At 39.2% G+C, this 20,546-nt stretch carries 23 protein-coding genes; 3 read left to right on the forward strand and 20 right to left on the reverse strand.

Annotated features, from left to right (window positions below; genetic code table 11):
• Window positions 1–338: 338 nt before the first annotated feature.
• The gene (locus tag MLE14_RS11770) at window positions 339–923 is read right to left on the reverse strand and encodes a vWA domain-containing protein (RefSeq protein ID WP_243298574.1); all 585 of its coding nucleotides are present in this window, start codon (window positions 921–923) and stop codon (window positions 339–341) included.
• Between the two features lie 97 nt (window positions 924–1,020).
• Between MLE14_RS11770 and MLE14_RS11775 the strand changes: the two genes are divergently transcribed.
• Together MLE14_RS11775 and MLE14_RS11780 are read left to right on the forward strand one after the other, a co-directional pair.
• Window positions 1,021–1,515, forward strand: coding sequence for a hypothetical protein (locus MLE14_RS11775; protein WP_243298575.1), 495 nt, complete (start codon window positions 1,021–1,023; stop codon window positions 1,513–1,515).
• Between the two features lie 124 nt (window positions 1,516–1,639).
• The gene (locus tag MLE14_RS11780) at window positions 1,640–2,263 is read left to right on the forward strand and encodes a LysE family translocator (protein ID WP_243298576.1); all 624 of its coding nucleotides are present in this window, start codon (window positions 1,640–1,642) and stop codon (window positions 2,261–2,263) included.
• 220 nt (window positions 2,264–2,483) lie between these two features.
• On the opposite strand, the gene MLE14_RS11785 is transcribed toward MLE14_RS11780, so the two are convergent.
• The 16 genes from MLE14_RS11785 to MLE14_RS22480 form a co-directional block, all read right to left on the reverse strand.
• Window positions 2,484–3,359, reverse strand: a complete 876-nt coding sequence (locus MLE14_RS11785) for a fumarylacetoacetate hydrolase family protein (protein ID WP_243298577.1) — start codon at window positions 3,357–3,359, stop codon at window positions 2,484–2,486.
• A gap of 134 nt (window positions 3,360–3,493) precedes the next feature.
• Window positions 3,494–4,156, reverse strand: coding sequence for a L,D-transpeptidase family protein (locus MLE14_RS11790; RefSeq protein ID WP_243298578.1), 663 nt, complete (start codon window positions 4,154–4,156; stop codon window positions 3,494–3,496).
• A gap of 250 nt (window positions 4,157–4,406) precedes the next feature.
• Window positions 4,407–4,523 (reverse strand): YjcZ family sporulation protein, encoded by a 117-nt coding sequence (locus MLE14_RS11795; RefSeq protein ID WP_243298579.1) that lies wholly within the window; start codon window positions 4,521–4,523, stop codon window positions 4,407–4,409.
• A gap of 39 nt (window positions 4,524–4,562) precedes the next feature.
• Window positions 4,563–4,664: a YjcZ family sporulation protein gene (locus MLE14_RS11800; protein WP_243298580.1), complete on the reverse strand. Its 102-nt coding sequence runs from the start codon at window positions 4,662–4,664 to the stop codon at window positions 4,563–4,565.
• Between the two features lie 199 nt (window positions 4,665–4,863).
• Window positions 4,864–4,983: a YjcZ family sporulation protein gene (locus tag MLE14_RS11805; RefSeq protein ID WP_243298581.1), complete on the reverse strand. Its 120-nt coding sequence runs from the start codon at window positions 4,981–4,983 to the stop codon at window positions 4,864–4,866.
• A 292-nt stretch (window positions 4,984–5,275) separates the two neighbouring features.
• Window positions 5,276–6,928 (reverse strand): SLC13 family permease, encoded by a 1,653-nt coding sequence (locus tag MLE14_RS11810; protein WP_243298582.1) that lies wholly within the window; start codon window positions 6,926–6,928, stop codon window positions 5,276–5,278.
• Window positions 6,929–6,931: 3 nt separating this feature from the next.
• Window positions 6,932–7,294, reverse strand: coding sequence for a DUF779 domain-containing protein (locus MLE14_RS11815; RefSeq protein ID WP_243298583.1), 363 nt, complete (start codon window positions 7,292–7,294; stop codon window positions 6,932–6,934).
• A gap of 83 nt (window positions 7,295–7,377) precedes the next feature.
• Complete coding sequence (gene adh, locus MLE14_RS11820) at window positions 7,378–8,898, reverse strand: aldehyde dehydrogenase (protein ID WP_243298584.1); 1,521 nt, start codon at window positions 8,896–8,898, stop codon at window positions 7,378–7,380.
• Window positions 8,899–9,019: 121 nt separating this feature from the next.
• A complete protein-coding gene (locus tag MLE14_RS11825; RefSeq protein WP_243298585.1) occupies window positions 9,020–10,087 on the reverse strand; it encodes a hypothetical protein in 1,068 nt (355 codons plus the stop codon).
• A 681-nt stretch (window positions 10,088–10,768) separates the two neighbouring features.
• A complete protein-coding gene (locus MLE14_RS11830; RefSeq protein ID WP_243298586.1) occupies window positions 10,769–12,175 on the reverse strand; it encodes an MDR family MFS transporter in 1,407 nt (468 codons plus the stop codon).
• A gap of 365 nt (window positions 12,176–12,540) precedes the next feature.
• The gene (locus MLE14_RS11835) at window positions 12,541–13,221 is read right to left on the reverse strand and encodes an ABC transporter permease (RefSeq protein ID WP_243298587.1); all 681 of its coding nucleotides are present in this window, start codon (window positions 13,219–13,221) and stop codon (window positions 12,541–12,543) included.
• Window positions 13,214–14,137 (reverse strand): ATP-binding cassette domain-containing protein, encoded by a 924-nt coding sequence (locus tag MLE14_RS11840; protein WP_243298588.1) that lies wholly within the window; start codon window positions 14,135–14,137, stop codon window positions 13,214–13,216. Before MLE14_RS11840 ends, MLE14_RS11835 begins: the two co-directional genes overlap by 8 nt.
• 114 nt (window positions 14,138–14,251) lie before the next feature.
• Window positions 14,252–15,187, reverse strand: a complete 936-nt coding sequence (locus MLE14_RS11845) for a sensor histidine kinase (protein WP_243298589.1) — start codon at window positions 15,185–15,187, stop codon at window positions 14,252–14,254.
• 4 nt (window positions 15,188–15,191) lie between these two features.
• Window positions 15,192–15,887, reverse strand: coding sequence for a response regulator transcription factor (locus MLE14_RS11850; RefSeq protein ID WP_279326824.1), 696 nt, complete (start codon window positions 15,885–15,887; stop codon window positions 15,192–15,194).
• A 195-nt stretch (window positions 15,888–16,082) separates the two neighbouring features.
• The gene (locus MLE14_RS11855; protein WP_243298590.1) at window positions 16,083–16,703 is read right to left on the reverse strand and encodes a DUF3298 and DUF4163 domain-containing protein; all 621 of its coding nucleotides are present in this window, start codon (window positions 16,701–16,703) and stop codon (window positions 16,083–16,085) included.
• Window positions 16,704–16,715: 12 nt separating this feature from the next.
• The gene (locus MLE14_RS22480; RefSeq protein WP_279326825.1) at window positions 16,716–16,850 is read right to left on the reverse strand and encodes a hypothetical protein; all 135 of its coding nucleotides are present in this window, start codon (window positions 16,848–16,850) and stop codon (window positions 16,716–16,718) included.
• A gap of 169 nt (window positions 16,851–17,019) precedes the next feature.
• Between MLE14_RS22480 and MLE14_RS11860 the strand changes: the two genes are divergently transcribed.
• On the forward strand, window positions 17,020–17,928 hold the full coding sequence (locus MLE14_RS11860) for a nuclease-related domain-containing protein (protein ID WP_243298591.1): 909 nt from the start codon (window positions 17,020–17,022) through the stop codon (window positions 17,926–17,928).
• Between the two features lie 723 nt (window positions 17,929–18,651).
• Here MLE14_RS11860 and MLE14_RS11865 read toward each other — a convergent pair.
• The 3 genes from MLE14_RS11865 to MLE14_RS11875 all read right to left on the reverse strand — a co-directional run bounded on the left by MLE14_RS11865 (window position 18,652) and on the right by MLE14_RS11875 (window position 20,523).
• Window positions 18,652–18,915 (reverse strand): hypothetical protein, encoded by a 264-nt coding sequence (locus MLE14_RS11865; RefSeq protein ID WP_243298592.1) that lies wholly within the window; start codon window positions 18,913–18,915, stop codon window positions 18,652–18,654.
• 155 nt (window positions 18,916–19,070) lie between these two features.
• Entirely contained in the window at window positions 19,071–19,841 is a 771-nt protein-coding gene (locus MLE14_RS11870; RefSeq protein WP_243298593.1) for an amino acid ABC transporter ATP-binding protein, read from the reverse strand.
• 28 nt (window positions 19,842–19,869) lie between these two features.
• Complete coding sequence (locus MLE14_RS11875; protein ID WP_243298594.1) at window positions 19,870–20,523, reverse strand: amino acid ABC transporter permease; 654 nt, start codon at window positions 20,521–20,523, stop codon at window positions 19,870–19,872.
• Window positions 20,524–20,546 lie beyond the last annotated feature (23 nt).

Raw genomic sequence — 20,546 nt, forward strand, 5'->3', positions numbered from 1 at the left:
AAAGGTAAATTTTTCTATATAATAGCACAGATGATGCCAACGATTCCTTCAAAATTAATAAATAATTATAAATTTTTATTTTAATAGCTCAAAAGTTTGTCTGGTTTGTTCTTTTAGCAAGAATTCAAATCATTTAAAGATTATATACGGAGATGAACAAGGGCTATTACAAGAGAAGATTATAAAGTTTGCTAAGCTCAGAATAGAATAATCGAGCACTTTGATTAAAAGAAAAGAAGTGAGATGGTTGGCTGGGTTGGTTATCTCCTATCTCACTTTTAGTTTGTTATCTGGGTTATGAATTCCGACTAAATGCAGCTAAACAATATTCCTAGCTCTTATTTATTTCTTCTTTCCATCACAGCCTCACAAACCACACTATACATACTCTCTACACCTTCATTCGAAGCTTCAAAGTTAAAGGCATCTTCCGGGGAAATGCCAAATCGGTCCGCTTCTTTGGCAGCATCCATATTGGCTCCCAAAAAAATAAATTCCCAATTGTATTTTTCCTGCTGATGCCGGATCAGTTCACTGACTTTAGTAAATGTAAATTCACGGCTTGCATTCTCATATCCATCCGTTGTAATAACGAATATCACTTTCCCGGGTCTCTGTTCTTCTTTGGTCTGTGACAACCTGTGCCCCACATCGATAATGGTTTTTCCTACGGCATCCAACAAAGCTGTCGACCCTCTAGTATAATATTCCTTCTCCGTTAGAACAGCCTGATTTGCCTGGATTCCATCCCATAACACCTCATACTGATCATCAAACAGAACCGTTGTAAGAATCGTGCCGCCTTTTAATTCACATTGCCTTTTTATAAAGGAATTAAATCCGGCAATCGTATCACTTTCCAATCCTGCCATCGACCCGCTCCGATCGAGCAAAAAAATAATCTCAGTTAGACTGTTATGCATATGACCTACCATCCTTTTCTATTTATCATGCTATAATCATAGCAACAATTATCTATGATTTGGTCGCCTGCAAAGCGACATTTTCGGAGGTCGACATATGCTTGATAAACAGCTTTTACTAGAAATTGAAGCTTATATAAACAACCATTTATCTTTACTCAAGTTAGATGATGCTATAGAACTCTACGCTCCCAATGAGAGCATCTATATTGACCTTAAAGAAACGGAGCTTGAAAATTTTATTAAAACGAAACGGAAACCTACATTTACGCAGGTCTTGTTCCAATTTATAGATCAGAACGAAATCAGTGATTCACAAGTTTATAAAAAAGCCGGTATGGACCGAAGGCATTTTTCTAAAATTCGCTCCAACTCAAACTACCATCCAAAGAAAAACACGGCGATCGCTCTGGCCCTTGCGTTAGAACTAACTCAAGCAGAAACAGACGAACTTTTAAGTGCAGCGGGGTATTCCCTTTCGGACAGTGAAACTACTGACTTGATCATTCAATTTTGTCTGGAGAAAAAAATGTATGATATTGACATAGTGAACCAGGCGTTGGAATATTTTAGTGAGAAACCGTTGATTTAAAAACTCATTTGTGAAATTTTTTTAATTTTCAAAACCGGACTTTTCCTCTCAATGAAAAAGTGATAAGATTTGCTTACTTTTACAATTTTCTTACTCGCCTAGGATTATAGGAGGAATAAATTACATGAATGACTTCCTTACATTTTTGTTGCTGTCTTTGTTTGTCGTGATGAGTCCAGGTATCGATACGGCATTAATAACAAAAAGAACAATCTCAGACGGGAAAAAGGATGGGTACAGAATTGCCTTAGGCATTACCGTGGGGTGTTTAGTTCATACGCTTGCAGCCGCATTTGGTCTTTCCGCGATTCTCCTCCAGTCTGCGGTTGCCTTTGAAATTGTGAAGTATGTCGGTGCCATCTATTTAATCTATCTCGGGATTTCTTCATTTATTACGCTTAAGAAGAAAAAACCCGATCAGCCAGAGCGAGATCAAGAAAAACTTGCGAAAAAATCTGCGTTTAAACAAGGATTCCTTTCCAATGTACTGAATCCGAAAGTGGCCATGTTTTTCCTTACGTTTTTACCGCAATTTGTGAGTACAAATTCTGAAGCGACTCTCCAGCTCATCTTTATGGGTGTCATCTATATGCTTTTATCGATTACATGGTTTTTTGTATTTGTCTTTTTCATCAACCATTTACGGAAATGGCTGATGTCAGCAAGAATCCAATCTGCAATGGATAAACTAACAGGAGCTGTCCTAATCGGATTCGGCTTGAAGCTGGCTTTAGAAAAACAGCATTAAAATGGGCTGTAAAAAGACCGGAAACAACTAATCTATCAGTTGTCTCCGGTTATTTTATTCCTTTCCTTAACAAGGCTGTGATTTCACCTCTAAAATTTCATCCTTTTCGTTTAGTAAAAAGAGGTGATCACAGTATTTTGGTATGATACTATCCAAAACATAAACAAATATCTTATCGCTAACTATTAAAAATCAATAGTGATTTGGTCTAATTATTTCCCTATTCTAGCATATTCCTTAAAGTACCAACCTTTTCAATCGTAACCTCGACAACATCTCCAGACTTTAACCATTGCTGCTGATCTTCAGGATACCCGAGGATCACACCCTCTGGAGTCCCCGTAAAAATAAGATCTCCCGGTTTTAGAGTCATATGTTTCGAAATATAACTGATAATCGCTGCACAATTAAAAATCATGTATTTCGTATTGGAAGATTGACGAACTTCTCCATTTACTTTTGTTTCGATATGTAAATGAGTTGGATCCACTTCATCTGCTGTTACCAGATACGGCCCAATCGGTGCAAAGCCATCTAGTGATTTTCCAAGCAGCCACTGGCTCGTTGTAAACTGCAGGTCTCTTGCTGAAAGATCATTTCCAGTACTATAGCCAAATACGTACGATAAGGCGTCTTCTTCGGAAACATCTTTCGCTTCTTTCCCCATTACCATGACTAACTCTGCTTCATAATCGATTTTCTTACAAACTTTAGGGAGTTTAATGATTTCGTTATGTGCCGCTAATGCATTCCCGTATTTACTAAATAGGACCGGGGTCTTTGGGATGTCTTGAATGTTCGCTTCCTCGACATGGCTCACATAATTTAACCCCACACAAATAATTTTCTCAGGTCTTATGACGCTTGGGAGAAACTCCATCTCTTCTTCATTTTCAAATAACGACTGATCCTCATTTTGGACACGGTCCACCAGCTGTTGAATACTAGTCAGATCATTTTGCTGAATAACATCAATCATTCTTGCGGGAATTTTTAGATCAAATTTTTGACCCGCTTTATTTAAATTTAAAATACCCTGTTCCGTATTTACCCCTAAAAAACGGTCCTGTCCCTTTTTAAAATTCACCAGTTTCATCTTTCTTCCCCTCTCACCGTCGTGCGTAATACGAATAATTTCTATGAACATCTGGATTTTCCTGCATCGATGATCAGAGATAAAGCAAAAAAGGCCTCAGGATAAGGAAATAGTCCTAAGCGCCCTCCATTATCTTATTCCAACAATCCTAATAAAATATATTCCCGTATCATAATCCCTCCGGTTATAGGTAATCGATTCTTTTTTTGAAACCTTTTTACAGCTTTTTGTGTTTCTTCATCATAAATGCCGTCCACTCTGCCATAATAAAAGCCCAGTCCCTTTAACCTTTCTTGTACAAGCACTACCAAATTCCCTTTAGACCCAAGGGATAAGTTTCTATATTCACCTTTTCCTCTGCCCGTTACAGGACCATATATTCGGACTACCGTCCCTTCCGGAATAATAGTAAACAAGTCTTCCACATCTTCGTTACGCATACGAATACAACCGCTGCTTACATTTTTGCCAATAAGCTGCGGTTTATTGGTTCCATGTATGCCATATTGACCCCAAGGAACATCTAATCCCAACCACCTTGTACCAAATCCGCCACCCCATGATTGAGATTTTTCAGTAACCTTGAAAATACCAATTGGAGTCGGATTTTCTTCGGTTCCAGAAGAAATAGGATAGCGGCGGATTACTTGATTATTTTGGATGACAAATAGCTCGTTCGACCAGAGATTCACCTTAATCTCAACCATTTCCCGTTTTTCTGCTGCTTGGAAGGATGTAGCATAAAATAACATGATCATCAAAAAAATAATACCTGCAGCAACTATTTTTATTTTCATCGGATCTTACACGTCCTTCTATCTTACTCATATCTTTTTGGGATAGATTTTCCGTTTCAAAAGTATGTAAGAAAGTCTTTCTTTACAAGAATCTGCTAAAACATTCAATTTAATTCGACTTTCTTTTACATATTTTTAAGCAAACAAGAACCAGTTTCATCCATCTAAAAAATAAAAAAGCAAGACCCATTAATTTTAAAAAGGTCTTACTTTTGTATCATCATCCTTTAAAAAACCTTTTATATAGAAATTAAAACCAAGCTGCACCTACAATAATAAGCAGGATAAACAGCACAACAATTAATACAAAGGTTCCGCCATAACCATGGCCTCCATAGCCGTACCCTCTATGACCAAAGCATCCCATATAGACCCCTCCTATTTAATTCATCATATGATCTGATTTTTAATAAAACCCATTACCTGCATATCCTGCGCCGACAATAATCAGCAAGATAAATAACACTACAATTAATGCAAATCCCCAACTGTTACCTGCACCACTCATATAAGAACACCTCCACTAGGACATTTCCTTAATAAACTATGCGAAATTAGACGATTTTGTTATGGACAAAATCCCAGATACCAGTAATTTAGGCGTACTTATTGAGTTTTTTATATACAGATGTAAGTGAGAACTACCTTATTTTTACTTAAAAAGGTTGCCTGACAAAAGCAACCTTTTGAAGCTCATAAGCCTCATGTTAACCCCAATAACCTCCAACAAAAGCAGCACCTACAATAATTAATAAGATAAACAAAACTACGAGTAAGGCAAAACCTCCCCCGTAATCAAATCCAGAATCTACAGCTGGTCCGCTCATATCTATGGGCACCTCCCTATCGATTTGTAAATAGTCTATGTAACACACATTTAAATCGAAATGAGGAAAATGCCTATTTCTAGATTCAATCTGTGCAAATTACAGGGATGGGTTTATGGGACAAATAATAGATCTTCGAAAAAAATATAACACCTACTTTTAAGGTAGGTGTTATAAAAAAGTGTCATGCTCAAAGGTGGTGTTGTGTATACTACAATTTAATTTATGGCGAAGACATCCTGTAAGTGAGACCAGTTAACAAAAATGTAAGTTCCCTTGACAGTAGATACAATTACTTATATTCATCTGGGAACATATGAAGATCAATCCCAAAAGCTAGCGGCATTAAAAAGTAGGCAGTTAGGGTTACTAAAATAATACCAACGATATTTAAGTAAAAACCTGCTTTCGCCATATCAGGAATTCGCAAGTAACCTGAACCGAATACCACAGCATTTGGCGGCGTTGCTACAGGCAGCATAAATGCACAAGATGCTGCCAGACCAGCTGCTGTCATTAATGCCAGCGGATGAACATCCAATGCAAAGGCAAGTGAAGCCATAATCGGATACATCATGGTTGCCGTTGCTGTATTGGATGTAATCTCAGTTAAGAAGATGACTAGAGTTGTAACAGCAATGACTACAACTAATAGTCCAACCCCTTGTAAAGCTGTTAGCTGAGTACCAATCCACTTTGATAAACCAGAGGAGGTAAATCCAGCAGCGATGGCGAGTCCGCCGCCAAACAGTAATAGAATCCCCCATGGCAGTTTGACCGCACTATCCCAATTTAATAGATGATCTCCTTTTACTGATCTTGTTGGAATCAGGAATAAAATAAGGGCTGCTAAGATGGCAATAATCGCATCATTCATTCCTGGAAGAATAGGATCTAGGATGAACGTTCGTGAAATCCAGGCTAAAGCTGCAATAATGAATATGGTTAATACTATTTTTTCTTCATGAGAAGCTGTACCTAATTTTTTCTTTTCTTCAGCAATAATTCCTCTTCCCCCAGGCAGTTCTTTATACTTCATCGGAAAAGCAACTTTTACGAGGTAGAACCAAGATACAAAGATAAATATCCAAGCAAACGGAACCCCAAAAATCATCCATTGTGCAAATGATATTTCAATCCCATACATCTCATTAATTGTTCCAGCTAATATCGCATTTGGCGGTGTTCCTATTAATGTAGCCATACCCCCGATAGAGGCAGAATAGGCAATCCCAAGCATTAAAGCTTTCCCAAAACCAAAGTTTTCTTTTGAAGTATCAGCATCCGGATTATGCTGTAACGCTTCCGAGACTTGATAAATAATGGCCATGCCAATCGGTACCATCATCATCGCAGTTGCCGTATTTGATATCCACATGGATAAAAAACCTGTTGCAGCCATAAAACCGAGGATAATCCGATCTGTGCTCGTTCCCATTATAGAGATTATACTGATTGCAATTCGTTTGTGGAGATTCCATCTTTCCATCGCTATCGCAATCATGAATCCTCCCATAAAGAGAAAGATGGTTTCATTTCCGTAAGACGAAGTGGTTAACCCAATGTCCATTCCGCCTGTTAATGGAAATAAAATTATGGGCAACAGTGCAGTGGCAGGGATTGGAATAGCCTCAGTCATCCACCATACCGCCATCCAAATTGTACTTGCTAAGATGGCAAGCCCTTCCTTTGAGAGTCCTTCAGGAGAGAAAAATAATAAGGTCAAGAGAAAAAAAACAGGTCCTAATATAAGACCGACGAGTTGTAATGGTGTATAACTTCTTTTATGATTGCCATCATTTCCATCGCTGCCTGTATTTGATAAATGTGAAGATTTCTTTCTATTCTCCCCGTCCTGTTCCTGGAATGGTTTCACAAAAAAACGAAACATGTCCTTTACTTGATCATGTTTCTCCCATAACCAATTCCATGTTTCGGTTAGCATAGATTAACCCCCTATTTGAAGCTCTTTTCTTTCTTCCTTCGTAAACACCCGTGATCTTGTCAAAAACCGTTTACCTTCTGGTCCTTCAAGGGAAAACATCCCGCCTCTTCCATCTACTACATCGATGATTAGCTGAGTATGCTTCCAGTATTCATACTGATCTTTAGACATATAAAACGGGGTATCTCCTATTTCTCCTAATAAAACATCTGATTCACCGATACGAAATTCATCACGCGGATAGCACATGGGAGAACTGCCATCGCAGCAGCCGCCAGATTGATGAAACATTAAAGGCCCATGAATGCCCTTTAATTTGTTAATAAGTGCAAGTGCCTCATCAGTCGCCGTTACACGTTCTACCATGGTATTCCTCCTTTTTTTCCATTTTAGAAAGGAGCTATCTCCTAGAGATAGCCCCTGATTTTAATACTGCAAGGCCTTATTCTTTAAAATAGCCCGGTTGGCTTATCGCTGTAACTGATCAGCAGGTTCTTGGTTTGCTGATAATGCTCCAGCATCATTAAATGTGTTTCTCTGCCGATTCCTGATTTTTTGTATCCGCCAAACGCAGCATGTGCCGGATACTGATGATAGCAATTGGTCCATACACGTCCAGCTTGAATTTCACGGCCAAAACGGTATGCTGTATTAATATCTCTTGTCCAGACACCTGCCCCTAATCCGTATAACGTATCGTTAGCGATTTCCAAGGCTTCTTCCTTATCCTTAAACGTCGTTACAGACAATACTGGTCCAAAGATTTCTTCTTGGAAGATTCGCATCTTGTTATGTCCCTTGAAGATGGTCGGCTGCACATAAAATCCGTTGGCCAGCTCTCCTTCGAGTTTATTGACGTTCCCGCCAATTAATACCTCTGCTCCTTCTTGCTTACCGATATCCAGGTAAGAAGTGATTTTTTCCATTTGTTCTTGAGAAGCTTGAGCACCCATCATCGTCTCGGTATCAAGCGGATGGCCAATTTTAATTTGTTTCACGCGTTCAATTGCACGGTCCATAAAGGCATCATAAATATCTTCATGGATCAAAGCCCGTGATGGACATGTACATACCTCACCCTGATTTAGGGCGAACATGACGAGTCCTTCAACCGCCTTATTTAAAAAGGCATCATCTTGTTCCATCACATCTTTAAAGAAAATATTCGGTGATTTTCCGCCAAGTTCTAACGTCACCGGAATAATGTTTTCAGATGCATATTGCATGATTAAACGGCCAGTCGTTGTTTCACCTGTAAAGGCAATTTTCGCAATGCCGCTATTTTGGGCGAGCGGCTTCCCTGCTTCAACACCAAATCCATTCACTACATTGACAACCCCTGGCGGCAATAAATCTTGAATTAATTCAAGTAACACATGAATGGATGCTGGAGTTTGTTCCGCTGGTTTTAATACGACACAGTTGCCGGCTGCAAGAGCTGGAGCAAGCTTCCACGTTGCCATTAATAATGGGAAGTTCCACGGGATAATTTGCCCGACTACTCCAAGTGGCTCATGGAAATGATACGCCACGGTATCATTGTCAATTTGACTGATACTGCCTTCTTGAGCCCGGATCACCCCAGCAAAATAACGGAAATGATCAATTGCAAGCGGTAAGTCTGCTGCAAGCGTTTCGCGGACTGGCTTTCCATTGTCCCAGGTTTCGGCTACGGCCAGCATTTCCAGGTTTTCTTCCATGCGGTCAGCAATTTTGTTTAAAATACGTGCACGTTCCGCTACAGACGTCTTCCCCCACGCGTCCTTAGCGGCATGGGCAGCGTCTACTGCCAGCTGAACATCTTCTTTTGTGCTTCTCGCAATCTCACAAAATACCTCGCCATTAACAGGGCTAATATTTTTAAAATACATGCCCTGAACAGGCGGACGATACTCCCCTCCAATAAAATTGTCATAGCGCTGTTTGAACGTTACGAGTGAACCTTCTGTGTTTGGATTTTTGTACCTCATCAATTTCTCCTCCTTTTATTGCAATCGCTTACAATAAAAATATGATGGAAAATCATGAAGTAGTCCTCTAATTGAAATTATACCCAAATATTCGTAATCATTCAAATAATCAGTTTTTGTATTAAGTGAGCTGATAGTAGGTTATAACCTGATCAGTGGCTCCGGGTGTCAGTTCTACTACAACCGGCCCTTTTATAAAGCGCTTATGATCAGATTCATCATTTAACATGATGAAATGTGTACATAAAATTTGATTATCTTTTTTTAACATATTCATAGGGTCATAGCCGCAAATTTGATAGCTGCCCTCTGTTTTGCTATGAGGTTTTTTAAAAAAGTCATCGAATGCATGGATTTTGCTGTTTAAATATTGCTGATATACTTCTTCGAGCTGCTGGTCAGCATTCATTTCCACATATGCCAAGTCGTGAGTTTCTATTTGTTTTTCAGCCAATTCAAACACAGTCTCTGTCGTTTCCCCAATGGGATGGACAAACAAGCTCCCCAAGTCATCTAGCACTAAACAGAGAACGGTTCCGGTATAATAGGACATTCTTCTAATATCAAAAAAAGTGACAGAAGGATTGGAAAGGATATTCAAATATTTTTCCATTCTTTCCTCAAATAACTCAGGTGCGAGGTAGCTAAGGGCCTTCGTTCCTACATATTCAGCCATACCCTCAGTGGTTTCGGTTAAATATTCACAGTGAATCATTTCACCGATTAGGGCTTCCCTCTTCTTCCGGATTGCGACAAACTTTTGAAAAAGCTCCGATTTTTTATGTTTGCCCTTTTCCTTGTATGCTTGAACAAGAATCTTATTTTCTTGAGATTTTAGTTGATAGTTTTCAAGGCTGTTCGGATAATCCAGCATGACTAAATTATTGGGAAAACGCGTTTCTTGGTTGTCATATTGGAAGGCATGGAACATTTCATGGACGATATTAGAAGCTAATATAAGGGGGTTTTCCTGTTCGGGGTGCTCAACTTTCCATATTGCAATGAATTCCCCATTATATAGGATACTCGTATTTCCTATGAAACTTGCATCATATGGAATTACTCGGTCCTCTAAATAAATCTCTTCGTCGTTGTATAAGGCAAATGTAAAACTTGAAAAGCCCGGCCATAATTCATTAAAGGAAATATTTTTTAATGCTTGAAAAACATTTTGATATAACTCTCTCATTGCGACTCTCCTTTCTATTTTTTATTCCAATTGATTTATTTTCTGGCTCTTTTCGTAAATGTTGTTGCTCAGCATAGTGGTGAATTCGGACTGGTTTGCTCATTTCAGAGTGAATCCTGTCCGAACCTTAGGCGTTTTCGGACTGGTTTGCTCTTTTCAGAGTGAATCCTGTCCGAACCTTAGGCGTTTTCGGACTGGTTTGCTCTTTTCAGAGTGAATCGTGTCCGAATCCTTGGCGTTTTCGGACTGGTTTGCTCTTTTCAGAGTGAATCGTGTCCGAATCCTTGGCGTTTTCGGACTGGTTTGCTTATTTCAGAGTGAATCGTGTCCGAATCCTAGGCGTTTTCGGACTGGTTTGCTCTTTTCAGAGTGAAACGTGTCCGAACCTTAGGCGTTTTCGGACTAGTTTACTCATTTCAGAGTGAATCCTGTCCGAATCCTAGGCGGTTTCGGACTTGTCTGCTCATTTCAGAGTAAATCCAGTCCGAATCCTAGGCGTTTTCGGACTGGTTTGCTCATTTCAGAGTGAATCCTGTCCGAATCCAGTGCGGTTTCGGACTGGTTTGCTCATTTTAGAGTCATTCTTGTCCGAATCAAATCTCTTTTCGGACTGGTTTGCTGATTCGCTTGGCCTTCCAGTAATTCCCTTTCTTATTCTCAAAAAAGCCATTCCAGACAAGCTTAATGTTCATATTGCTCCGCCTGACGGTTTGGAATCATGGACGTAACCAATAGACTGATAACACTAATCATCGCTGCTATTACAAACACAAAATGTAATCCTTCAGCCATCACAGCCGTTTCATTTGTCTGATCCATATTGTGCAAATGGATAACAAAATTCAAGGCAGCGCCAAAGATAGCCACACCAATTGTTTGACCTAATGTCCGCAGTAACGTGTTCAAGGAACCGGCTGAACCGCGATTATTTTTAGCTACTGAAGATTGGGTTACCACTGTAAAAATAGTCGAGGTAAAACCAAAGCCAAACCCGGTTATGAGTATGATTAAAGCAATTAACCATAACGAAGTTTCAGGTGTGATGAACGTTAATAAGAAAGAGCCAAGTGCGATTAGACTCCCTCCTAATAAGACCACAAATTTTGTTCCGAACCGCGGAATGAATCGCGAACACAGCATCGCCCCGACCGGCCACCCTAAGCTCAGTGGCATAATCGTAAATCCAGCTGAGGTGGCCCCCATTCCCAGCACATTTTGTGTCCATAATGGCAAATAAGCCGTTAAACCAATCAAAATCACACTCGTTAAAAAGGCACCTGCTGTTGATATCGATACATCCTTATTCTGGAATAACTTCAAAGGCATCATCGGCTCTGGATGCTTCCATTGGATCAAGAAAAACACTGAAAAGAAAACGAAAGCTGTCCCAAACAATGCAGCCAACTGTGCTTCACTGAATACGATACCTGTGCCTTCCTCTTTATTCATGGAAAGGAGGGCAAACAATAATGCTGTAATCGCAATTGTAAAAGTAACTGCTCCGCCATAATCGATTTGTCTCTTCTTTTTTTCCAGCGTCTCTTTAAAATGCTTGCCAATCATCCACATCGAAACCAGACCAAAGGGAAGATTGATAAAAAAGACCCAGTGCCAGCTGATAAAGTCGACAATAAATCCACCCACCAGCGGACCCAGAATACCAGCTATTCCCCACATTGAACTGACCAGACCCTGAACCTTCGCTCTCTGCTCAAAATTATAAACATCTGCAATAATCGTAAAGGTCACAGGGTTAATCGCTCCCGCTCCCAGTCCTTGAATAGCACGGAAAAAAATCAGCTGCCCCATGTTTTGGGAAAGACCGCAAGCAATCGACCCAATCAAAAATAACGTAACTCCAATCATAAAAACCTTTTTGCGCCCAAATAAATCCGATAGCTTCCCCCAAATCGGGGTTGATACTGCTGTGGTAAGTAAATAAATCGCAAAAACCCAGCTCATCAGCGAAAATCCGCCTAAGCTGTCAACAATTTGCGGCATGGCGGTACTGATGATGGTAACTTCAATTGCTGCTAAGAAAGTTGTGATTAATAAGGATAGTGTGATTTTACGTACGCTTGTTTGCATTGGTTTTTCTCCCTAATGTTCAACATTCATCCATTCCACTATGCCGTAAAAATCTTTCTACATCAATTCCTTTTTTAAATTCATTACTTGCCTGCCAATTATGTGTAATCCAATATAACCAAATCTCATGCAATAATAAAATACAAACTATTCGTGGATATTCATAAGAATATAAGACCCTATTTTCCTTTTGTGCATTCTCGTTGCATTCTTTAATTAAGTTAGCATAGGACTATCCTGATACGAGGATTAAGTGGTTTCACCGTATTTTCAGAATTAAATGGCCAAAATAAAACCAGCAGATCCCAGAACATTGGGATCTGCTATAAGCTACAATTATTTTTTATTAAGTAATTAATCTAATACTAAACTTCCCCAACCCGATCAATCATCTTCACCGACAAGAAAATGCTAACCGCTCCCAGCAAACAAAGGACACTTAAGACCAACTCATCATTCCATTGCAGGATATACGTAAAGTTTAGCACCTGCATAATGAAAATTCCGGCAATGACGGTTGTGACGGTTGCTCGGCGAATGATTCCAAAATAAAACATAGGAATTAATCCGACTAATATGGTGGTTGCAGAATAAAAGATTGCATTCATAAAGTACATATAGATCTGTTCGGCACTAGGTGAACCATTTATAATGTCAAAGGCCGCATCAATCGCATAGGTAGCAACGCCTGATATGATAAATGAGATCAATTCAACCGCAAACATCATGGCGGCAATGAAGAGAATTTTTCCCATAAAAAGTTTTTGCCGATTAATGGGATAGCTGAATGCAAGCGTAATGGTTTTGTTTTTATACTCCTCAATAATGACTTGGTTGATTAATGATGCTGCGAAGATGATATATGCCATTTGGGTTGAGAGATTAATAAATTCAAATGCCATGTCGTAGCTCTCACCAAAGGAAGGGTGGACTACTTTTATAAAGAAGACCGGTATTGCTGCCATTATCAGAAAATAAGTGGACACTTCACCGATGAAGCTCGTTCTTTTTAGCTTTCTCCATTCCAGTTGCATGAGTTTAAACAATGACTCCACCTCCATTTATCTGCTGATAAAAATAGTCTTCTAGTGAACTGCTATGCTTGTGGATTTCCTCGATATCGACACCACGTAAGATTAGTTCTTTCGAAATTTCGCTTGGTGATAATCGGAAATCATAGATCCGAATTCGGTTTTCATCGACTATTTTAAAATTCGTAATTTGCAGCTCTTGTTCCAGAACATAGACTGCCTGATTAATATGGCGGGTGACCAGCTCTATATAATCCGTCTTTTGCTTGTGAATATCCGCGATGGATACATCATTGATTAGTTTCCCTTCTTTAATTACTCCGATTCGATCCGCTATTTGTTCAATCTCACCTAAAATGTGGCTGGAGATCACCAAGGTAATTCCGTATTGCTTGTTCAGCATTTTAAATAAATCCCGAATTTCTTTGATACCAATTGGATCGAGTCCATTCGTTGGTTCATCTAAAATAATCAGCTCAGGCTTCGTAATGATCGCTCTGGCAATGCCGAGACGCTGTTTCATTCCGAGTGAAAAGCTTTTAACTGGCTTGCCTTCGATATTTTTTAAATGAACGAGGTCTAACGCATGATCAATTGCTGCTTCATCGTAAAAGCCGAGATATTCACAATGAAGCTGCATGTTCTCTTTTGCCGTTAAATGCTCATAAAAAATCGGGTATTCAATAATGCTTCCTACTCTTTTCAAAAGATCCTTTGTGTTTTCAGTCAGCTTTTTTCCGAACATCTCAATCTCCCCAGCGGTAGGCTTAATTAAAGTCGTCAACAACCTTAATATCGTTGTTTTCCCCGCTCCATTCTGCCCAAGAAAGCCGTATATCTCCCCCTTTTTAATATGGAGATTGATATCGGAAACCAGTTCTTTTCCCTTCACCCTTTTTGTTAAGTGATGGGTTCTCACGATATATTCCATTGATTTCACCCTTTCTTTGCTTATACGGGTAGTATATAAATCAAAGTTTGCTTTTTTCTTTCTTAAATCTTAAGAAATTCTTAAGTTGAAAAAGGCCGTCCTATCCAGACGACCTTAAAAAGAGATTTTTCTGAACCTGCAAGTAAAGACTGTTTTTATATACGGCTTGCTCTCAAGCTGAATGGTTCCTCTCATTGCTTCAACCAGGCGTTTGGTAATGCTGAGCCCAAGGCCGCTTCCCTGAAAGGCTTGGTTCCTCGCATCATCTAGCGTATAAAGCCGTTCAAATACCCGCTCCTGGTCAATTTCAGAGATGCCTTTCCCTTTGTCCCAAACTTCGACTACTATGTCTTTTTCGCCTTCTTGAAGAGTTATTCCCAATACTTGACCATCACTTCCATACGAAATAGCGTTAGAAATTAAATTGTTTAAAACCCGATTTAAGGCTTCTTCATTTCCGAAAATATATAATGGCTGTTCGGGAATATCGATTTCAACCTGAAGTTTTTTTGCTTGAAGCAGTCCGTAAAAATCGAGAACATTTTTACGGCAAATTTCATTAATATGGACACGATCTAGCGGCAAAAAGGAGTCTCCCGATTCTAACCTTACCAGGTCAAAAAATTGATTGATTAAAGAAATGACATTATTTGTTTTCCGGTGGAGATTGGCTACCGTCGCTTTCCGATCGTCCTCTGACATTGTCTCATAGATGGTGAGTTTCTCAACATACCCTAAAATCACTGTGAGTGGCGTCCTCAAGTCATGGGACATATTAGCGAGCATTTTTTGCAGTTCTAGCTTTGTTTTGGCATAGTCGGCAATGACCTTTTGATTGTAATCGAGCAGCCGGTTAATCTGTATCAGAAATTGCCGAATCACAGCCTCTTCGGTTTGAAAAAGCAGCTTCTCACTCGTACCCTGGTCAATAATGTCCGTCATCTTCTCCTGAATAACCAGAAGTTCCTTTTTCATTTTTCTCTTTGAATTGAATTGAACTAGTACTAGGCCTAATAAAATGATAATCATCAAAATAAGCAAAGGTTCCATTCTGTTAATCTCCTATTTTATATCCGATCCCCCATATCGTCTGAATATACTTGGGACTGGATGGGTCATCCTCTATTTTTTCGCGAAGCCTTCTGATATGAACGTTAATCACATTTTCATCGCCATAATATTCATCTTCCCAAATGAACATATAGATTTGTTCTTTTGTAAAGACTCGGCTCGGGTTGGTCATAAAAAGCTTTAAAATTTGGAATTCCTTTGCCGTCAGCTTTATCACTTTCCCATTTTTACTGGCTGTAAAGGTGTCTAAATCTAGGGTGATATCTTTAAAATGAAGAGTGTGTTCCGCCATTTTTTCAGACGGAGGAGTGTACTGTGTTGCCCGGCGAATCGCAGCACGAACCCTTGCCGTGAGTTCAATCATCGAAAATGGCTTACTGATATAATCATCCGCTCCAAATCCAAGCCCCAGGGCTTTATCCAATTCACTCGTTTTGGCCGAAATGATAAGCACCGGAACCACACTAGCTTCTCTCACAATCTTTAATAATTCCATTCCGTTCTGCTTCGGGAGCATGAGGTCAAGAAGAACTAAATCTACTTCTTCCCTTTTAAAAACAGCCTCCGCTTCTTCACCATCAGATGCAGTAAAAACGATGAAACCCTCCTGTTTTAAATGGTTATTCACGAGAGTCCGAATTTCCCCGTCGTCTTCTACAAGCAGTATTTTATGTTCCATGGGATCACTTCCTGTTTATATGTACATGTTTTTTCTATAAAAATAGGACTCTATTTTTATCTACAGCCATTCGAGGGGTTATCTTGGATGAGTTTACGATCTCTAATCACCATTTTATCTTAAAACAGAGGAAATTATTAACTATTCAGTAAAAAAAAGCACCTTTCATTGCAGGTGCTTACATTTACCTTTATGTTAATTATTTGTTGCCATCCGTCCAAGCGGTCCATTTTCATCAATGATATCACTTATATCATATACAGAAATCGGAAACATCGGGAAACCAAATACATAAGGAGTGATTTCGTATAGCTGGAAATAGATGACCAAAACTTTATCAGCAATGTAAAAGTCCTGATTTGGCCGGATCGAAGTAAAGCCAAAAAGGGTTTGGATGTTGCGCTGTTTGATTTGCAACTCAATGATCTCTGATAGTCGTTTGACAAAGTCACTTCCCGGCTTAAACAGGTCTTTCAGCTGATATAGTCTCGCAGTTTGGGTATCGAACGTTAAGGACTTAATATACGTCATTCCGTGTGCGGCTTGGTAGTGGTAGGTATAGTTAGAGAGTGACAAGCTTAACACGTTACGCTGGTTGTTTTTGACTTCATAGATCCCTAGCATTTCTTCTACTGTGGCTGGCATATTTCCGACTTGTTCATCTATCAGCGCTTGAGTTTGATTTACTATCGCCTGATTAATTGACCTTTGCGCTTGTTGATTTTGCATACCGACCACTCTGGGATAATAAACGGTTAAATTCGGTCCGCCGCTGATTCTCGCTGTTTCAATTCTGACTGGAAACGTATTGGGCATTTGAATCCATCCTCAAATACTTTTTAACTCATTGTATTCTTGGATAGAGGTATTGTGAGTTAAAATTAACGTTTCACTGTAGCCTGAGATTGGAATGATTATAGGCTCCGGCTTAGGAACATCTAGCAGATGAAATTGCAAATCCAATCCATATCCCCTATAGTGGTATTCTGTTTTATCTGATAGAGTTCCTTGTACTAGTACTGCCTCTGGTTAATATTAATTCGAACAAATGGAAGACTAATTGAAATATTCCTTGAAAGGAATCTTGATAATTTTATAAAATGGTCTTAGATATTAAGAAAGGAAGTGGCTTATGTTACTTAAAGACCGATCTGAATCGGATGATTTAATGATGATGCGATTTTTAAACACGCGAATGGAGTTATCTGAAAAGGAAAAGTTTTACTATTTAAACCTTGAAAAGGGCTATGAAGGGGAGGTAAAATTTGACCAACTGACAGAAAGTCTACAAGAAGAAAGGTATATCATAAATGACTTGCTCCTAGAAGTAAACAACTCCTATTTTCAAATAGATACAGTGATTATTTCACAGGGAGTTATTCACCTTTTGGATATTAAAAATTTTCAAGGTGATTGTTACTTAGAATCGGATAAACTATATGCCATGACGACGAGTCGCGAATATAAGAATCCTTTAGACCAGTTAAAAAGGAGTACGACTCTATTCCGCCAACTGCTCCAAAACCTCAAACAAAATTACCTTATTGAAGCCTCCGTTATCTTTATTAACCCTGAGTTCACCTTATTTCAAGCCCCAATAGACCAACCTATAATTTTACCAACCCAGGTAAATCGTTTTTTGAAAGATATAAATAAAACACCTTCTAAGTTAAATAATGGACACAAAAAACTAGCCCAAAAGCTACTATCATTACATCAAACTAAAAATCCATTTTCGATGGTGCCTAAATATCATTATAACCAGCTGCAAAAGGGAATTTATTGTAAAACATGTAACTCCTTTTTAGTTTCTAAAAAAAATGATGACTTTGAATGCGGAATATGTGGAGAACATGAAAAGATTGGACAAGCTATTTTACGGAATATAAAGGAATTCGAGTTGCTATTTCCTGAGCAAAAGATTACAACCCAACGCATCTATGAGTGGTGCAAGGTAAATTTAAGTAAAAGGACATTTAGTAGGATTTTAAAGAAAAACTACACCGCGTATGGAAATACAAGAGATACTTATTATAAATAGATTAATAATCTTTTTAGCTAGAATGATTTTATTGCTAGATAATGTGATCTTTCCGATCTTCTTCTTTTGTACGAATAAGCCTTGCTTTCTGACAGAGTCTGGCTTTTTCCTCCCTCTTCTGTCCGAATGAGCTTTGTATTCTGACAGGTTCGGGCTTTTTCCTCCTTCTCCTGTCCGAATGAGCTTTGTATTCTGACAGGTTCGGGCTTTTTCCTCCTTCTCCTGTCCGAATGAACTTTGTATTCTGACAGCTTCGTGGTTTTTCCTCCTTCTCCTGTCCGAATGAGCCTTGTATTCTGACAGGAGAGGGCTTTTTTGCACCTTCTCCTGTCAGAATATGGCTTGATTTCTGACAGCTTCGTGGTTTTTCCTCCTTCTCCTGCCCGAATGAGCCTTGTATTCTGACAGGTTCATGTTTTTTCCTCCCTCTCCTGTCCGAATGAGCTTTGTATTCTGACAGCTTCGTGGTTTTTCCTCCTTCTCCTGTCCAAATGAGCCTTGTATTCTGACAGGTTCATGTTTTTTCCTCCCTCTCCTGTCCGAATGAGCTTTGTATTCTGACAGCTTCGTGGTTTTTCCTCCTTCTCCTGTCCAAATGAGCCTTGTATTCTGACTGGAGAGGGCTTTTTTGCACCTTCTCCTGTCAGAATATGGCTTGATTTCTGACAGCTTCGTGGTTTTTCCTCCTTCTCCTGTCCAAATGAGCTTTGTATTCTGACAGGTTCATGTTTTTTCCTCCCTCTCCTGTCCGAATGAGCCTTGTATTCTGACAGCTTCGAGCTTTTTCCTCCTTCTCCTGTCCGAATGAGCCTTGTATTCAGACAGGTTCGTGGTTTTTCCTCCTTCTCCTGTCCAAATGAGCCTTGTATTCTGACAGGTTCGTGGTTTTTCCTCCCTCTCCTGTCCGAATAAGCCTCGCTTTCTGACAGAGTCTAGCTTTTTCCTCCCTCCCCTGTCCAAATAAAGCCAGTGTCCAGACTTGAACACACTTTTTCCACCTTCTTCTATCAGATTGACAACCACTTTCAAATACCAGCAAAAAGCTGAAGATATAGTTGTATTAAGGGCAATAACCAAATCTAATTTGTCAAACGGGTTTCCGTGATTAATCATTTGATTACCAAAAATTTAAATGAAACAAATTAACCATCCAACACTGGCTGATTCGTTACATCTTGTAAAAATTGTTTTGTTCTTAACTCTTTAGGATTACTAAATATTTCTTCTGCACTTCCTTCTTCTATGATTCGCCCTTCATCCATAAAAATAATCCGATCGGCAACATCCCTGGCAAAAGACATTTCATGGGTCACAACCATCATGGTCATTCCTTCTTTTGCTAAATCTTTCATAACTTGAAGTACCTCACGAACAAGCTCAGGGTCTAGCGCAGATGTCGGTTCGTCATACAGCATAACCATCGGTTCCATAGAGAGTGCCCGTGCAATAGCAACTCTTTGCTGCTGGCCGCCTGAAAGCTGGGAGGGATAATGGTCCAATCTATTCGCTAAACCTACCTTTGTCAGTAATTCGATTGCTTTCTTTCTTGCAAGTTCCTGCTCCATTTTTTTAATCACGATCGGTCCTTCCATCACGTTTTCCAGTGCCGTTTTATGCGGAAACAGGTTAAACTGCTGAAACACAAAACCTGTATTTTGGCGCAACTCCCTTATAGTACTTTTTCTTTTTTTATTTAAAGGAAGTCCCGCTTCCACTTTTTGTTCTCCCAGTTGTACGGTTCCGCTGTCTGGTTCTTCGAGAAACGTAATACATCGGAGTAAAGTGGACTTACCCGACCCACTTGGCCCCATAATGACAACAACTTCACTTTTATGAACGGTCATATCGATTCCTTTTAAAACTGTATTACCGTTGAAACTTTTCTTTACATTTGTTAGTTTTATAACTTCCAATATTCCAACCCCTTTCAGTACTTATAACTTAAGCTAAATGCCTTGACGTTCTTTTTTCTAATCGATCTAAAAGGACCGTGAAAAAGGTTATGATCACCCAATAAAGGGCTGCTGCTGTTAAGTATAGGGTTAGAGGTTCAAATGTTTTAGCAATGATGAGTGTAGACATTTGCAATAATTCCGTAACCGTAATGACGGAAACCAAGGATGTATCTTTTATAAGGATAATATAGGAATTGGATAAAGTAGGGATCGCTATTCTTATACTTTGCGGAAGTATGATTCTTCTCATTGCTTGTGCGTATGTCATTCCCATTGAAACTGCTGCTTCCATTTGACCTTTGTCTACAGCCAAAATGGATGCACGAAATGACTCAGAAAGATAGGCACCTGCATTTAAACTTAAAGCTAATATGCCAGAAGGAATCGGGTCTAATGTTATATGAATCTGCGGCAATCCGTAATAGATCACAAAAATCTGCACCAAAAGCGGAGTCCCCCGAATCATAGAGACATATACAGTTGCTATTATTTTTAATAGTTTTATTTTCGATATTCTGGCTAAGGCAGTAAAGAAACCAAGTATTAAAGCAATAATGATAGATACCACTGCTAAAGAAATAGTTACGATGGCAGCCTTTAGTAATAGCGGTAATGCATCTATGATGATTGTAAAGTCCATATAGCAGCTCCCCCCTTGTACAT

This window comes from Bacillus litorisediminis, assembly GCF_022808645.1.
GTDB lineage: Bacteria > Bacillota > Bacilli > Bacillales > JC228 > Bacillus_BF > Bacillus_BF litorisediminis.

Coding starts and splice junctions, on each gene's coding strand:
- MLE14_RS11770 (WP_243298574.1), bottom strand. CDS start 923: ATGCATAACAGTCTAACTGAGATTATTTTTTTGCTCGATCGGAGCGGG.
- MLE14_RS11775 (WP_243298575.1), top strand. CDS start 1,021: ATGCTTGATAAACAGCTTTTACTAGAAATTGAAGCTTATATAAACAAC.
- MLE14_RS11780 (WP_243298576.1), top strand. CDS start 1,640: ATGAATGACTTCCTTACATTTTTGTTGCTGTCTTTGTTTGTCGTGATG.
- MLE14_RS11785 (WP_243298577.1), bottom strand. CDS start 3,359: ATGAAACTGGTGAATTTTAAAAAGGGACAGGACCGTTTTTTAGGGGTA.
- MLE14_RS11790 (WP_243298578.1), bottom strand. CDS start 4,156: ATGAAAATAAAAATAGTTGCTGCAGGTATTATTTTTTTGATGATCATG.
- MLE14_RS11795 (WP_243298579.1), bottom strand. CDS start 4,523: ATGGGATGCTTTGGTCATAGAGGGTACGGCTATGGAGGCCATGGTTAT.
- MLE14_RS11800 (WP_243298580.1), bottom strand. CDS start 4,664: ATGAGTGGTGCAGGTAACAGTTGGGGATTTGCATTAATTGTAGTGTTA.
- MLE14_RS11805 (WP_243298581.1), bottom strand. CDS start 4,983: ATGAGCGGACCAGCTGTAGATTCTGGATTTGATTACGGGGGAGGTTTT.
- MLE14_RS11810 (WP_243298582.1), bottom strand. CDS start 6,928: ATGCTAACCGAAACATGGAATTGGTTATGGGAGAAACATGATCAAGTA.
- MLE14_RS11815 (WP_243298583.1), bottom strand. CDS start 7,294: ATGGTAGAACGTGTAACGGCGACTGATGAGGCACTTGCACTTATTAAC.
- adh (WP_243298584.1), bottom strand. CDS start 8,898: ATGAGGTACAAAAATCCAAACACAGAAGGTTCACTCGTAACGTTCAAA.
- MLE14_RS11825 (WP_243298585.1), bottom strand. CDS start 10,087: ATGAGAGAGTTATATCAAAATGTTTTTCAAGCATTAAAAAATATTTCC.
- MLE14_RS11830 (WP_243298586.1), bottom strand. CDS start 12,175: ATGCAAACAAGCGTACGTAAAATCACACTATCCTTATTAATCACAACT.
- MLE14_RS11840 (WP_243298588.1), bottom strand. CDS start 14,137: ATGGAATATATCGTGAGAACCCATCACTTAACAAAAAGGGTGAAGGGA.
- MLE14_RS11845 (WP_243298589.1), bottom strand. CDS start 15,187: ATGGAACCTTTGCTTATTTTGATGATTATCATTTTATTAGGCCTAGTA.
- MLE14_RS11850 (WP_279326824.1), bottom strand. CDS start 15,887: ATGGAACATAAAATACTGCTTGTAGAAGACGACGGGGAAATTCGGACT.
- MLE14_RS11855 (WP_243298590.1), bottom strand. CDS start 16,703: ATGCCCAATACGTTTCCAGTCAGAATTGAAACAGCGAGAATCAGCGGC.
- MLE14_RS11860 (WP_243298591.1), top strand. CDS start 17,020: ATGTTACTTAAAGACCGATCTGAATCGGATGATTTAATGATGATGCGA.
- MLE14_RS11875 (WP_243298594.1), bottom strand. CDS start 20,523: ATGGACTTTACAATCATCATAGATGCATTACCGCTATTACTAAAGGCT.